Source organism: Streptomyces sp. NPDC001156 (assembly GCF_053598275.1).
Genome location: NZ_JBSFJX010000016.1, coordinates 35,707 through 50,455, shown reverse-complemented (window position 1 = coordinate 50,455; position 14,749 = coordinate 35,707). Strand labels below are relative to the sequence as shown.

At 69.7% G+C, this 14,749-nt stretch carries 11 protein-coding genes; 8 read left to right on the top strand and 3 right to left on the bottom strand.

Going from position 1 to position 14,749, the window contains the following annotated elements; all coding sequences use genetic code 11:
* Window positions 1-33 precede the first annotated feature (33 nt).
* Window positions 34-1,068, top strand: a complete 1,035-nt coding sequence (gene glpX, locus ACWDA7_RS11395) for a class II fructose-bisphosphatase (RefSeq protein WP_450603886.1) — start codon at window positions 34-36, stop codon at window positions 1,066-1,068.
* 99 nt (window positions 1,069-1,167) lie between these two features.
* Here the strand turns inward: glpX and ACWDA7_RS11390 are convergent, their stop codons facing one another.
* Both ACWDA7_RS11390 and ACWDA7_RS11385 read right to left on the bottom strand, forming a co-directional pair.
* The gene (locus ACWDA7_RS11390) at window positions 1,168-1,539 is read right to left on the bottom strand and encodes a WhiB family transcriptional regulator (RefSeq protein WP_450603884.1); all 372 of its coding nucleotides are present in this window, start codon (window positions 1,537-1,539) and stop codon (window positions 1,168-1,170) included.
* Between the two features lie 163 nt (window positions 1,540-1,702).
* The gene (locus tag ACWDA7_RS11385) at window positions 1,703-2,407 is read right to left on the bottom strand and encodes a DUF1707 SHOCT-like domain-containing protein (RefSeq protein WP_450603883.1); all 705 of its coding nucleotides are present in this window, start codon (window positions 2,405-2,407) and stop codon (window positions 1,703-1,705) included.
* Between the two features lie 298 nt (window positions 2,408-2,705).
* Here ACWDA7_RS11385 and ACWDA7_RS11380 point away from each other — a divergent pair, with 298 nt between their 5' ends.
* The 5 genes from ACWDA7_RS11380 (at window position 2,706) to ACWDA7_RS11360 (ending at window position 10,873) form a co-directional block, all read left to right on the top strand.
* Window positions 2,706-4,373: a fumarate hydratase gene (locus tag ACWDA7_RS11380; RefSeq protein ID WP_450603882.1), complete on the top strand. Its 1,668-nt coding sequence runs from the start codon at window positions 2,706-2,708 to the stop codon at window positions 4,371-4,373.
* Window positions 4,374-4,710: 337 nt separating this feature from the next.
* Window positions 4,711-6,096 (top strand): class II fumarate hydratase, encoded by a 1,386-nt coding sequence (locus tag ACWDA7_RS11375; protein WP_450603881.1) that lies wholly within the window; start codon window positions 4,711-4,713, stop codon window positions 6,094-6,096.
* 83 nt (window positions 6,097-6,179) lie between these two features.
* Window positions 6,180-6,872: a cytidylyl-2-hydroxypropylphosphonate hydrolase gene (gene fomD / locus ACWDA7_RS11370; protein ID WP_450603880.1), complete on the top strand. Its 693-nt coding sequence runs from the start codon at window positions 6,180-6,182 to the stop codon at window positions 6,870-6,872.
* Window positions 6,873-7,146: 274 nt separating this feature from the next.
* Window positions 7,147-9,267 (top strand): SpoIIE family protein phosphatase, encoded by a 2,121-nt coding sequence (locus ACWDA7_RS11365; RefSeq protein WP_450603879.1) that lies wholly within the window; start codon window positions 7,147-7,149, stop codon window positions 9,265-9,267.
* Between the two features lie 142 nt (window positions 9,268-9,409).
* The gene (locus ACWDA7_RS11360) at window positions 9,410-10,873 is read left to right on the top strand and encodes a catalase (RefSeq protein WP_359392136.1); all 1,464 of its coding nucleotides are present in this window, start codon (window positions 9,410-9,412) and stop codon (window positions 10,871-10,873) included.
* A gap of 74 nt (window positions 10,874-10,947) precedes the next feature.
* Here the strand turns inward: ACWDA7_RS11360 and ACWDA7_RS11355 are convergent, their stop codons facing one another.
* Entirely contained in the window at window positions 10,948-13,284 is a 2,337-nt protein-coding gene (locus ACWDA7_RS11355) for a transglycosylase domain-containing protein (protein WP_450603877.1), read from the bottom strand.
* A 238-nt stretch (window positions 13,285-13,522) separates the two neighbouring features.
* Here ACWDA7_RS11355 and ACWDA7_RS11350 point away from each other — a divergent pair, with 238 nt between their 5' ends.
* Window positions 13,523-14,458 (top strand): SPFH domain-containing protein, encoded by a 936-nt coding sequence (locus ACWDA7_RS11350; RefSeq protein ID WP_360995854.1) that lies wholly within the window; start codon window positions 13,523-13,525, stop codon window positions 14,456-14,458.
* Entirely contained in the window at window positions 14,404-14,703 is a 300-nt protein-coding gene (locus tag ACWDA7_RS11345; RefSeq protein WP_450603939.1) for a hypothetical protein, read from the top strand. The genes ACWDA7_RS11350 and ACWDA7_RS11345 overlap by 55 nt, the downstream gene beginning before the upstream one ends.
* Window positions 14,704-14,749 lie beyond the last annotated feature (46 nt).

Below are 14,749 nucleotides of genomic sequence, written 5' to 3'. Positions count from 1 at the left end.
CCGGCCGTCGTCGTATCAGAAAGGTGCGCTCCGATGACCGAGAATCATCATCTGCCGTCCGAACTCGAAGTTCCCTCCGAGGCACCGGACCGGAACCTCGCCCTGGAACTCGTCCGGGTCACCGAAGCCGCCGCCATGGCCGCGGGCCGCTGGGTCGGCCGCGGTGACAAGAACGGCGCCGACGGTGCCGCCGTGCGCGCCATGCGAAGCCTCGTCTCCACCGTGTCGATGAACGGCGTCGTCGTCATCGGCGAAGGAGAGAAGGACGAGGCGCCGATGCTCTTCAACGGAGAGCGGATCGGCGACGGGACCGGGCCCGAGTGCGACATCGCCGTCGACCCGATCGACGGCACCACGCTCACCGCCAAGGGCATGCCGAACGCCATCGCGGTACTGGCCGCCGCCGACCGCGGCACGATGTTCGACCCGTCCGCCGTCTTCTACATGGACAAGCTGGTCACCGGCCCCGAGGCCGCCGACTTCGTCGACATCGACGCGCCCGTCTCGGTCAATATCCGCCGGGTCGCCAAGGCCAAGCGGTCCACGCCCGAGGACGTCACCGTCGTCATCCTCGACCGGCCGCGCCACGAGGACCTCATCAACGAGGTCCGGGAGACCGGCGCGCGCATCAAGCTGATCTCGGACGGCGACGTGGCCGGTTCGATCCTGGCACTGAGCGAGAACACCGGCATCGATCTGTTGCTCGGCGTCGGCGGCACGCCCGAGGGCATCATCTCCGCCTGCGCCGTGAAGTGCCTCGGCGGCACCATCCAGGGCAAGCTGTGGCCCAAGGACGACGAGGAGCGACAGCGGGCCATCGACGCGGGCCACGACCTCGACCGGGTGCTGACCACGGACGACCTCGTCTCCGGCGAGAACGTCTTCTTCGTCGCCACCGGCATCACCGACGGCGAACTGCTGCGCGGGGTGCGCTACCGCTCCGAGACCGCCACCACGGCCTCGATCGTGATGCGCTCCAAGTCCGGCACTGTCCGCCGGATCGAGTCCGTGCACCGGCTGAGCAAGCTGCGTGCATACAGCGCGATCGACTTCGACCGAGCCAAGTAGCCGGAGACCGGTCCGCCTCGGGGCGTCAGCCCCTCGGCCCGGTCACCGGAACCCCGGGGCGCCCTCTGTGCGGAGAGGGCGCCCTTCTCGTGGGTCCCGTCAGCCGGCCGCGGCTATCGTCCCCCGCGCGGCCTTCTTGAGCTCCATCTCCCGGCGCCGGCGCCGGGCGAGCACCACACGGCGCTCGGCGGCCGTGAGGCCGCCCCAGACCCCGTACGGCTCGGGCTGGAGCAGCGCGTGCTCCCGGCACTCCACCATCACCGGGCAGCGCCCACAGACCCGCTTCGCCGCCTCCTCACGGGACAGCCGGGCCGCGGTGGGTTCCTTGGAGGGCGCGAAGAACAGGCCAGCCTCGTCGCGCCGGCACACCGCCTCCGTGGGCCACGGGGCGTCCTGATCCCTGTCGCGCACTGGCACCCGCTGGTGCGGAACGTCAGCGACCTGCAGGGACGAATGCGGCGGTTGCAGCACGGTCTACTCCTGACGACGGCTTCGCGAGCGAGAGACGATGCAGCAAGGCCTACCCGCTGTGCGCGCGCCTATGCACTGCGTCCCCGGCCGCCGGGCACCCAGGGAGTGCCGACGCCGCTCCAACCGGACCCTTTCGCTTCGGATGCGACAGGATTCACAAGCGTCAACGGTCCAGATGTTTGCGCAAAGCGCGGTCGACCTTGTCCGAGACACGGTCGAGAATGTCGGCCACCCGCTTGCCCCGCTTCGGCCGGGCTTCGACGTTCCCGAGGACGGCCAGGCCGTCCACGTAGACGACGGGCGCTTCCTGGTCCGCCGAATCCAGCGGGCTCACCTCGAAGTTGCCGAGCACACCGCCACCGGTGCCGCGCAGCGAGACGTTCTCCGGGACGCGGATCTGGACGTCACCGAAGACCGAGACCGCCTTGATCACGATCTGCTGGTACTCGAAGATGGCCTCGCTCAGGTCGATCTCGACGCTGCCGAAGATCGCGTACGCGTGCGTACGGCGGCCGGGGCGCCAGCGGCCCCTGCGCATGGCGGAGCTGAAGACCGCCACCACGTTCTCGTCAGGCTCGACCGGGATCGCGCCCGGGGTGGGGCGGCCCGGCGCCGGCGAGTCCGCCGCGGCGACACGGTGCGAATGGGCCGCGGGCAGATCCCGGACGAATCGGTCCAGCTCGCCGACCGTCTTGGCGTTGAGCACGCCCTCGACGCGCTCGGCGTGCTCCTCCGCCGTGAGACGGCCCTCGGCCAGGGCGTCGCGCAGGATGTCGGCGATGCGGTCACGGTCGGCGTCGGAGCAGCGCAGCTCGGCCGGGGGCACGGGCTGCCGGTCCGTCAGAACGGGGCTCTTGTGAAGGTCCACGGCAGCAGCGTACCGAAACGCGATAGATCGCGACTACCCCCCGGATCCGGACTGTGGAAAACCGCGCGCCAGGACCGGGTGCTCGAGCGCGCCCGACTGAGCCCTACCTCACAGGCTCGCCGTCGGCGCCAGGTTCTACGCTGGTGGACGCTGCCAACGGAGGCCAGCCCCGGCGAGTGAGCCGAAGGGGCGCGCCTGTGCGGGGAGACCGAGCACGATCGGCCCCCGGCACAGCATGTCGCGCCCCGGAGGTCGACGAGCCAGGAAATGACGGCCTGTCTAGTGAGGAATGGGCGAGATGCCTGAGTTCGCGTACACCGATCTGCTCCCGACAGGAGAGGACACCACCCCCTACAGGCTGGTGACCTCCGAGGGTGTCTCCACCTTCGAGGCCGACGGGCGTACGTTCCTCAAGGTCGAGCCAGAGGCGCTGCGCAAGCTCGCCGAAGAGGCGATCCACGACATCCAGCACTACCTCCGTCCCGCGCACCTCGCCCAGCTGCGGCGCATCATCGACGACCCGGAGGCCTCGGCGAACGACAAGTTCGTCGCGCTGGACCTGCTGAAGAACGCGAACATCGCGGCGGCGGGCGTGCTCCCCATGTGCCAGGACACCGGTACGGCGATCGTCATGGGCAAGCGCGGCCAGAACGTCCTCACCGAGGGCGGGGACGAGAAGGCGCTCTCCCATGGCATCTACGACGCGTACACCAAGCTGAACCTGCGCTACTCGCAGATGGCTCCGCTCACCATGTGGGAGGAGAAGAACACCGGCTCGAACCTGCCGGCGCAGATCGAGCTCTACGCGACGGACGGCGGCGCCTACAAGTTCCTGTTCATGGCGAAGGGCGGCGGCAGCGCCAACAAGTCCTTCCTCTACCAGGAGACGAAGGCCGTCCTGAACGAGGCCTCCATGATGAAGTTCCTGGAGGAGAAGATCCGTTCGCTCGGCACGGCCGCCTGCCCGCCGTACCACCTGGCGATCGTCGTCGGCGGCACGAGCGCCGAGTACGCGCTCAAGACCGCCAAGTACGCCTCCGCGCACTACCTGGACGAGCTGCCCTCTGAGGGCTCCGAGCTGGGCCACGGCTTCCGGGACAAGGAGCTGGAGGAGAAGGTCTTCGAGCTGACGCAGAAGATCGGGATCGGGGCGCAGTTCGGCGGCAAGTACTTCTGCCACGACGTCCGCGTGGTCCGCCTCCCCCGGCACGGGGCGTCCTGCCCGGTCGCCATCGCGGTCTCGTGCTCGGCCGACCGCCAGGCCGTGGCGAAGATCACCGCCGAGGGCGTGTTCCTGGAGCAGCTGGAGACGGACCCGGCGCGGTTCCTGCCGGAGACGACGGACGAGCACTTGGAGCAGGGCGGCGACGTCGTGCGCGTCGACCTGAACCAGCCCATGGACGACATCCTCGCGGAGCTGAGCAAGTACCCGGTGAAGACGCGGCTTTCGTTGTCCGGTCCGCTGGTCGTGGCGCGCGACATCGCGCACGCCAAGATCAAGGAGCGGCTGGACCGCGGCGAGGAGATGCCGCAGTACCTCAAGGACCACCCGGTCTACTACGCCGGCCCGGCCAAGACGCCCGAGGGCTACGCGTCCGGCTCCTTCGGCCCGACGACGGCGGGCCGCATGGACTCCTACGTGGAGCAGTTCCAGGCGGCGGGCGGCTCCAAGGTGATGCTGGCGAAGGGCAACCGGAGCAAGCAGGTCACGGACGCGTGCGCGTCGCACGGCGGCTTCTACCTCGGCTCGATCGGCGGCCCGGCCGCCCGTCTCGCCCAGGACTGCATCAAGAAGGTCGAGGTCGTCGAGTACGAGGAGCTCGGGATGGAGGCGGTCTGGAAGATCGAGGTCGAGGACTTCCCGGCGTTCATCGTGGTGGACGACAAGGGCAACGACTTCTTCAAGGACCCGGCACCGCAGCCGACGTTCACGTCGATTCCGGTGCGGGGGCCGGGGCTGGCGTAGCGCCTTCGGGGCGGCGGGGAGGCATCGCCCCCCCGCCCCATCCGCAGGGGCTCTGCCTCTGCACCCTGCCGGGGCTCCGCCCCGGACCCCCTTGCGACGCGACGGCCTCGTCCTCGAACGCCGGGCGGGCCGAGTTATCGCCGTCGGACCGAATGGCTCGAACGTCGGACAAATTGGTCGAGCGTCGGACGAACAAGTCGAACGACCACTTCAAAAATCCCCCCGCCGATCCGGCGCCTCAGCCGACGTTCCCGGGGCCGCTTCCCCGGCCCGGGAGCCGTCCCCCATTCGGCCCATCCTCCGGAACAACCGCACCCGCCCCCGCGCTGTACCCGGTATGAGCGAATACCGCATCGAGCACGACTCCATGGGCGAAGTGAAGGTACCCGTCGACGCCAAGTGGCGGGCGCAGACGCAGCGCGCCGTGGAGAACTTCCCCGTCTCCGGACAGCGCATCGAACGTGCGCACATCGAGGCGCTGGCGCGGATCAAGGGCGCCGCCGCCAAGGTCAACGCGGAGCTGGGGGTGCTCGACAAGGACGTCGCCCAGGCCATCCAGGAGGCCGCCGACGAGGTCGCCGAGGGACGGTGGGACGAACACTTCCCCGTGGACGTGTTCCAGACCGGGTCCGGCACCTCGTCCAACATGAACACCAACGAGGTCATCGCCACTCTCGCCAGTGAGCGGCTCGGCCGGAACGTGCACCCCAACGACCATGTGAACGCCTCCCAGTCGTCCAATGACGTCTTCCCCTCCTCCCTCCACATCGCCGCCACCGGCGCCGTCAGCCGCGACCTGATCCCCGCCCTCGAGCACCTCGCGGCCTCTCTCGAACGCAAGGCCGACGAGTTCGCGGATGTAGTGAAGGCGGGGCGGACCCACCTCATGGACGCCACGCCCGTGACCCTGGGCCAGGAGTTTGGCGGCTACGCCGCCCAGGTGCGGTACGGCGTCGAGCGGCTGAACGCCTCGCTGCCGCGGCTCGCCGAGCTGCCGCTGGGCGGTACCGCGGTCGGTACCGGCATCAACACGCCGGCCGGCTTCTCCGCCGCGGTCATCGCCGAGGTCGCCCGCACCACCGGGCTGCCGCTCACCGAGGCCCGCAACCACTTCGAGGCCCAGGGCGCCCGGGACGGCATCGTCGAGGCCAGCGGGCAGCTGAGGACCATCGCCGTCGGCCTGACGAAGATCGCCAACGATCTGCGGTGGATGGCCTCGGGGCCGAGGACCGGACTCGCCGAGATCGCCCTTCCCGATCTGCAGCCGGGATCCTCGATCATGCCCGGCAAGGTCAACCCCGTCATTCCCGAGGCCGTCCTCATGGTCGCCGCGCAGGTCATCGGGAACGACGCGACCGTCACCACCGCCGGCGCGGCCGGCAACTTCGAGCTCAACGTCATGATGCCGGTCCTCGCGAAAAACGTGCTGGAGTCGGTCCGGCTGCTCGCCAACGTCTCCCGGCTGCTCGCCGACCGGACCGTGGACGGCATCGTCGCCCACCCCGAACGCGCCCGCGAGTACGCCGAGTCGTCGCCCTCCGTCGTCACCCCGCTCAACAAGTACATCGGGTACGAAGAGGCCGCGAAGGTCGCCAAGAAGGCGCTCGCCGAGCGCAAGACGATCCGTCAGGTCGTCCTGGAATCGGGTTACGTGGAGCGCGGCGACCTCACGCTGGAGCAGCTCGACGAGGCACTCGACGTCCTGCGGATGACCCACCCGTGAGGACCGCCCCTCATGTCACCCGCCCGTGGCGAACCATGACGGGCGCCACGGCGTCGTATGCCTGGGGCACCTAATATCTGTGCATGGCAGACGGCGGAGCGGTGAGACGAGTGGAAGCGAGCAGGCCGACGACATACTGGGCGCCGGGAGAGCACATCCTCTGGCGGTACCGGGAGAACGCCGGTGAACGCTTCCACATCGTGCGCCCCGTCACCGTGGTCAGGGACGACGGCCAACTGCTCGCGGTGTGGATGGCCCCCGGCACCCAATGCGTGCGGCCCGTCCTCGCCGACGGCACGCCGCTGCACGCCGAGCCGCTGGAGTCCCGCTACACCAAGCCGCGGACGGTGCGGCTCGACCGCTGGTTCGGTGCCGGGGTGCTCAAGCTGGCGCACCCCGGTCAACCCTGGTCGGTGTGGCTGTTCTGGGAGCCGGGCTGGCGGTTCAAGAACTGGTACGTGAACCTGGAGGAGCCGCTGGTCCGGTGGGCCGGCGGCGTCGACTCGGAGGACTACTTCCTGGACATCTGCGTCTACCCGGACCACAGCTGGGGCTGGCGCGACGAGGACGAGTTCGCGCAGGCCCAGCGGGACGGCCTGATGAATCCTCGGCTGGCCGAACGGGTGCGGGAGGCGGGGTTGTCGGCGGTGGAGGCGATCCGCACCTGGCAGGCGCCGTTCTCGGACGGCTGGCAGCACTGGCGGCCCGATCCGTCCTGGTCCGTTCCGTCGCTGCCTGAGGACTGGGACCGTACTCCTGCGTATGTGACCTCATGAGACCCTTGTCGCGCCCCCGCGGTGTAACCGTAGGATCGTCCTCCGCAAGGGCACACCACAGCAACTCCCGCAATATGTGCTGAGCTTGACCGAACGTCACCGAGGGGCGGCAGGACGTGAGCGAGGGGTACGAGGACCAGACCGGGACGGCGCGTCCGACCCGTGGGTCATGCACGGCGGGTGACAGCGCCGGAATTCTGTTCCTGGGACACGTATTCCGGGTATCGGCATTTCTGCGGGACGAACTGCACGGACGGCGCGCAGCCCCGGACGGATGGATTCGACACGCGTGACGGAGCACCCGACCTCTCACGAGCGCCCGCAGCAGGGCGTCGGCCCCGCGGACCCCCGCGGGGCGCTCCTGCGTACCCCGGAGCCGCTGCCCGTGTCCCCCGCCCCGGCCTTGCCCGCACAGACCCGGGCCGGCGAGCCGTCCGCGTCCTCCGCCGGTCCACTGCCAGGCGCGAAGCACGGACCGTCAGGCCCGCAGGGTGGCGCCTCCTCCGCCATGCCCGCGACGGGCGGCGGTGAGCACTCCCAGCCGGCCGCCGACGAGCCCGGCACGCACCGGCCGCGACCCGCTCCCGAGGGCATCCCGGTCCAGCCCGGCGGCGAACAGGACCGTGCCGCAGGCCTGCCCGGCGGCACGGAGCGGCGTACCGGCCAGGCCCCGCCGCCGCACGGCCCCATGCCCATGCGCCGCGACGGCGACCGGCTGCGTTTCGTGGGCGCCGCGACCCGGCGGATCGCCCGCGGTATCGATCTCGACGAGATCGTGATGGGTCTGTGCCGGGCCACTGTGCCGACGTTCTCGGACGCGATCCTGGTCTATCTGCGCGACCCGCTGCCAGTGGGTGACGAGCGGCCGACCGGGCCGCTGGTGCTGCGGCTGCGGCGCACCGACCGGATCCCGCAGGAGCGGGACCTGGAGGACGGGATCCTGCCGGTTCCGGTGCCGGAGAGCCCTGGCCTCGTGGCACTGAGCAACGAGCTGTGCGAGGTGCGGCCCGGAGGTGCGCTCGCCGAGGTGCTGCGCGGGGTACGGCCGGTGTTCGCGGACGCGCCGTCCGCCCGCGCCGCGCTGCCCGAACTGCTGGGCGACGACCTCACGGTTCCCCCTGGCCAGCGGGCGATCCTCGCCCCGCTGCGCGGCCGGCGCCGGGTCATCGGCGCCGTGCTGTTCCTGCGCCGCGCGGAGCGCCTGGCGTTCGAGGCGGACGACCTGCTGGTCGCCGCGCAGCTGGCGACGCACAGCGCGCTCGGCATCGACAAGGCGGTGCTGTACGGCCGCGAGGCGTACATCGCCGACGAGCTGCAGCGCACGATGCTGCCGGAGACCCTGCCGAACCCGACGGGCGTCCGGCTCGCGTCCCGCTATCTGCCGGCCGCCGAGACGGCACGGGTGGGTGGCGACTGGTACGACGCCATTCCGCTGCCCGGCAGCCGGGTGGCCCTGGTCGTGGGCGACGTGATGGGCCACTCCATGACCTCCGCGGCGATCATGGGGCAGCTGCGGACCACGGCCCAGACGCTCGCCGGGCTCGACCTGCCGCCGCAGGAGGTGCTGCACCACCTCGACGAGCAGGCCCAGCGACTGGGCACCGACCGCATGGCGACCTGCCTGTACGCGGTGTACGACCCGGTCGCGCACCGGATCACCATCGCCAACGCCGGCCACCCTCCGCCGGTCCTGCTGCATCTGGGCGGCCGGGCCGAGGTGCTGCGGGTGCCCGCGGGCGCGCCCATCGGCGTGGGCGGAGTGGACTTCGAGGCGGTCGAGCTGGACGCCCCGGCCGGGGCGACCCTTCTGCTGTACACCGACGGTCTCGTCGAGTCGCGGCTGCGTGACGTGTGGACGGGCATAGAACAGCTGCGGGAGAAGCTCGCCGCCACCGCCCAGCTCACCGGCGCGGATCATCCGCCGCCGCTCGAGGCGCTGTGCGACGAGGTGCTCGACATGCTCGGCCCCGGCGACCGGGACGACGACATCGCCCTGCTCGCCGCCCGTTTCGACGGGATCGCGCCAAGTGATGTCGCCTACTGGTACCTGGAACCGGAGGACGCGGCCCCGAGCCGGGCCCGGCGCCTGGCCCGCCGTGCGCTGGCGCGCTGGGGCATGGAGGAGCTGACGGACTCGGTGGAGCTACTGGTGAGCGAGGTCGTGACCAATGCCGTGCGCTATGCGTCACGGCCGGTCACGCTGCGTCTGCTGCGTACCGATGTACTGCGCTGCGAGGTCGGCGACGACGTGCCGCAGCTGCCGCGGCTGAGGCAGGCGCGCGCCACGGACGAGGGCGGCCGGGGGCTCTACCTGGTGAACCGGCTGGCCCGGCGGTGGGGTGCGACCCGGCTGAGCACCGGGAAGGTGGTCTGGTTCGAGCTGAACCGGGGCTGAGCGGCCGGCGCGCCCGTACGGCAATCAGAACCGGACCGAAACTGGACCCCGTCCAAAAGTTGCCGACATCCCATCGGCGGAGTTGACTGCTGAGGTGAGCGAAGCGACCTGACCGACCCCTCTGTACGACGGGAGGACGCTCGTGACGCAGGCACCCCAGTCGGTTCCTTTCACCACCAGCAACTCGGGCATCCCGGTGGAGAGCGACGAGCACTCGCTGACCATCGGCCCCGACGGCCCGATCCTGCTCCAGGACCACTACCTCATCGAGAAGATGGCCCAGTTCAACCGGGAGCGAGTTCCGGAACGGGTGGTACACGCCAAGGGCAGTGGCGCGTACGGAACCTTCGAAGTCACCAACGATGTCAGCCAGTTCACCAAGGCCGACCTGCTCCAGCCGGGGAAGCGCACCGAGATGCTCGCACGTTTCTCCACCGTCGCGGGTGAGCTCGGCTCCCCGGACACCTGGCGCGACCCGCGCGGTTTCGCGCTGAAGTTCTACACCCAGCACGGCAACTACGACCTGGTCGGCAACAACACGCCGATCTTCTTCGTCCGTGACTCGCAGAAGTTCCAGGACTTCATCCGCTCCCAGAAGCGCCACCCGGTGACCGGGTTGCGCAACAACGACATGCAGTGGGACTTCTGGACCCTGTCCCCCGAGTCCGCGCACATGGTGACGTGGCTCATGGGCGACCGGGGCATCCCGAAGACGTACCGCAACATGAACGGGTACTCCTCCCACACCTATATGTGGATCAACGGCGGCGGCGAGAAGTTCTGGGTCAAGTACCACATGAAGACCGACCAGGGCATCGACTTCCTCACCCAGGAGGCGGCCGACGAATTGGCGGGCAAGGACGCCGACGTCCACCGCCGCGATCTGTACGAGGCGATCGAGCGCGGCGATCACCCGTCCTGGACGATGTACGTCCAGGTGATGCCCTTCGACGACGCGCCGGACTACCGGTTCAACCCGTTCGACCTGACCAAGGTGTGGCCGCACGGCGACTACCCGCTGATCGAGGTCGGCCGGATGACGCTGAACAAGAACCCGGAGGACTACTTCATCCACATCGAGCAGGCCGCGTTCGAGCCGTCCAACATGGTGCCGGGCATCGGCCCGTCGCCGGACAAGATGCTGCTCGGCCGGCTCTTCTCGTACCCGGACACGCACCGCTACCGCATCGGCCCCAACTACGCCCAGCTGCCGCCCAACCGGCCGCGCGTGGACGTGCACTCCTACGCCAAGGACGGCCCGATGCGCTACGAGCCCGCGCGCACCGCGCGGCCGTACGCACCCAACTCCTACGGCGGACCGGCCGCGGACGTCCAGCAGTTCGGCGACCCGGCCGGCTGGCACACGGCGGGCGAGATGGTGCGGGAGGCCTATCGGCTGCACCGTGAGGACGACGACTTCGGCCAGGCCCACACGATGGTCCGCCAGGTCCTGGACGAGGCGGCCCGCGACCGGCTGGTCTCCAATGTCACCAAGCACCTGCTGCAGGGCGTGAGCCGCCCGGTGCTGGACCGCGCGCTGCAGTACTGGCGCAACATCGACAAGGAGATCGGCGACCGCATCGCCCACAACGTCAACGGCGGCTGACAGCACAACGCGAAGGGCGCCCGGTGGCCGGTCCACCGGGCGCCCTCCCGCTACTGCTGCTTGTCCGGCTTCTGCTACCCGTTCGGATTCAGCGGGAGCTGCGGCGTCGCCGGCGGTGTCGTGGGCGGAGCCGTCGGCTGGTTCGTCGTCGGCGTCTGGGTGGGCGTCTGCGTCGGGCTCGCAGGAGCCGTGGTCGTCGGCGCCTGCGTCGTCGGCTGCTGCGTGGTCGGCGTGGACGACGGGGTCGACGTCGGCGACTGCGTGAGGCTGGGCGTCTCGCTCGGCTGGACCGCCGCGCCCTGCGTGGTGTCCAGGTCGAACTTGCTGACCGTGCCCATCGCCTGGAAGGTGTACGCGGCCCAGATCTGCGCCGGGTAGCCGCCACCATTGATACGGCCGGGGGCCGGGAGGAGACCGGTGGCGCCCGAAAGGGTGACCTGGGCGCCGTTCTTGGCGTTCTCGCCGAACAGGCCGACGGAGGTGACCAGATCCGGCGTGTACCCGGTGAACCAGGCCGACTTGTTGTTGTCGGACGTACCCGTCTTGCCCGCGACCTGCTGGCCGTCACGCGACGGGTTGTCCCGGACGGACGTCTTGGCCGTACCGTCGTCGACCACACCGGTGAGCACCGAGGTGACCGTGTCGGCGGCCGTACGGTCGATGACCTGGTCGCCGATCGGGTCCGGCAGGGTGACCGTGCGGTCCTTGTGCTCCACCGACTTGATGATCGCCGGGGTGACCTTCTTGCCGTGGTTGTCGAGGGTCGCGTAGGCGCCGGCCATCTCGAGCGGGCTCGCGCCCATGGAGCCGAGTGTCTGCGCGGGCACCGCCTGCAGGCCCTTGGTGTCCAGGCCGAGCTGGCCCGCCACCTTCAGCACGTCCTCCATGCCGACGTCGACGCCCATCTGCGCGAAGACCGAGTTGACAGACTTGTTCATCGCTGTCTGCACGGTGATGTTGCCGTAGTTCTGGTCGTCCTCGTTCGGCGGAGCGAAGCCGATCGCGCTGCCCTTGACCGGCCGGCGGCTGGTGCCGTCGTAGATCGTGTTCGCGGTGATCGCCCGGCCGTCCTGCGTCTTGGCCTGCCTCTCCAGGGCGGCCGCGAGGATCAGCGGCTTGAAGGTGGAGGCCGGCTGGTAGTCACGGCGCGTGGCGTTGTTGCGGAAGTGCTTGAAGTAGTCGACGCCGCCGTACATCGCGAGCACGCGGCCCGTCTTCGGGTCGACCGACACGGCACCTGGCTGGACGTCGCCGTCCACGGAGCGCTTCTTCGCGTTGAGCTTGCTGGTCAACTGTGCCTTGACGGCCTGCTCCAGCTGGGACTGCTTCTTCTTGTCGATGTTGACCGTGACGGTCCAGCCGCCGGCCTTCACCATGGCCTCGGCGTCACCGAGCGAGGAGGCGGTGCCCTGGGCGACGAGCTGCTTCTCCAGCTCCGCGTTGGCCGCGTCCACCAGATAGCCGGTCTGTCCCTGCATACCGGGCGCCCCCTTGGGCGCCTTCGGTACCTGGAACTTCATGGACTGGCGCTTGCCCGCGTCCAGCCAGTGCATCTGGACCATGTTGTTCAGGACGTAGTTCCAGCGCGCCTGCACCAGCTTCTTGCCGGTGTCGCTCGCGATCGCCCAGTCGTACTGGTTCGGTGCCTGGAGCAGGGAGGCCAGGTACGCGCCCTCCTCGACCGTGAGGTCCTTGGCGTCCTTGCGGTAGTACGCCTGCGCGGCGGCCTGGATGCCGTAGGCGCCGCGGCCGTAGTAGCTGGTGTTGATGTAGCCCGCCAGGATGTAGTCCTTGGACTTCTGGCGGTCCAGCTTCAACGAGATGACCAGTTCCTTCAGCTTCCGCGTGACGGTCTGGTTCTGGTTCAGGTAGTAGTTCTTGACGTACTGCTGGGTGATCGTCGAACCACCCTGCGCGCCCTTGCCGGAGACGGTGTTGAGCAGACCGCGGGCCGTGCCCTTCAGGTCGATGCCGGCGTCCTGGTAGAAGGTCTTGTTCTCGGCGGCCACGAAGGTGTGCTGGACGTCCTTGGGCACCTCGGCCAGATCGACGTTCTCGCGGTTGATGTCACCGGTGCGGGCCAGGATCGAGCCGTCGCCGTACTTGTAGATGTTGCTCTGCAGCTTGGCGGCGGCGTTCCCCGCGGGGATGGGCGTCATCATGTACAGCAGGGCGAACGCACCCATGGCCAGCAGCACGAAGCCGAACAGCGAGCCGAGCAGGGTCTTCCAGGTGAAGAGCCTGCGTATGCCGCTCTTTTTCTTACCCGCCCTGCCACGCGCGGCGGCCCTGCCCGTGGTCGGCGCACCGCCCATACCGACCGACGCGGAGCTGGTCGCCCTGGTCGAGCGCTGGGGCGCCGCGCGGCGGCCACCGCGCTGCCGCGCTCGTCTCTCTTCCGCTCGTCCCATCGGTCGATGTGCTCCGCTTCCTTCTCGGCTGTCACACAGGTGCTTGGCTCAGGTCAGCTCAGAAAACTAACACCGCCCGGTAAGACAAAGGGGCGGCGATCCCCCCTTTTGCGGACGTGACAATCAGCACCCGTCCCAATGGAACCGACGTTCGAGAGGCATGGAAGGTTGTCGCACCGGGTAATGTGATATCACTTAGCTAGACAATGGCTATGATTCGAAACGGGGGACACCACCCATGTCGACACAAGACGCTTCCTCCGCCGGCGACATACCGGAGATGCCCGCGCCCCGGGTCCGGGAGTTCTCCGCGCACAGCATCGGCGGCGGTCTGGCGCTGGCGCTCGGACTGGCCGGACTCGCGCTCGGCGCCTGCCTGGTCGCGGCCGGCTCGACGGTCACCGCGGACGGCGCGAAGGCGGCACTGATCGTCGTCGGCGTCCTCGTCGGCCTCGCCGCGCTCATCGCCATGTCCGGCCTGAACACGGTGGCACCGGGCGAGGCCCGGGTCGTCCAGCTCTTCGGGCGCTACCGCGGCACGATCCGGCAGGACGGCCTGCGCTGGGTGAACCCCTTCACCTCCCGTACGAAGATCTCGACACGGGTCCGCAACCACGAGACCGCCGTCCTCAAGGTCAACGACGCCTACGGCAACCCGATCGAACTGGCCGCGGTGGTGGTCTGGCGGGTCGAGGACACCGCGCAGGCCACCTTCGAGGTCGACGACTTCCTGGAGTTCGTCGCCACGCAGACCGAGGCGGCCGTGCGGCACATCGCCATCGAGTACCCGTACGACGCACACGAGGAGGGCGGGCTCTCACTGCGCGGCAACGCCGAGGAGATCACCGAGAAACTCGCCGCCGAGCTGCACGTGCGCGTGGACGCCGCCGGGGTGCAGATCATCGAGTCGCGCTTCACGCATCTCGCATACGCTCCGGAGATCGCGTCCGCGATGCTCCAGCGGCAGCAGGCGGGCGCGGTGGTCGCGGCACGGCGGCAGATCGTGGACGGCGCGGTCGGGATGGTCGAGGCGGCACTGGCCCGCATCGCCGAGCGCGACATCGTGGAGCTGGACGACGAGCGGAAGGCGGCGATGGTGTCGAACCTGATGGTGGTGCTCTGCGGAGACCGGGCGCCGCAGCCCATCCTCAACACTGGGTCCCTCTACCAGTGACGGCGCCTTCCGGGGGTCCGGCCCCCCAGCGTCGGCCGCAGCAGCGCAAGCAGGTGCTGCTGCGGCTGGACCCGCTGGTCTACGACGCACTGGCCAGGTGGGCCTCGGACGAGCTGCGCTCGGCCAACGCGCAGATCGAGTTCGTGCTGCGGCGCGCCCTCGCGGAGGCCGGCCGCCTGCCCCGGGGGACCGGACCGATCCCCCGCAGGGGCCGGCCGCCCGCTTCCGAGGAGCCCGAGGCGTGAGTGCCCGCCGCGTAGCAGAACCGTGACAAACGGCCCTCACCTGCGC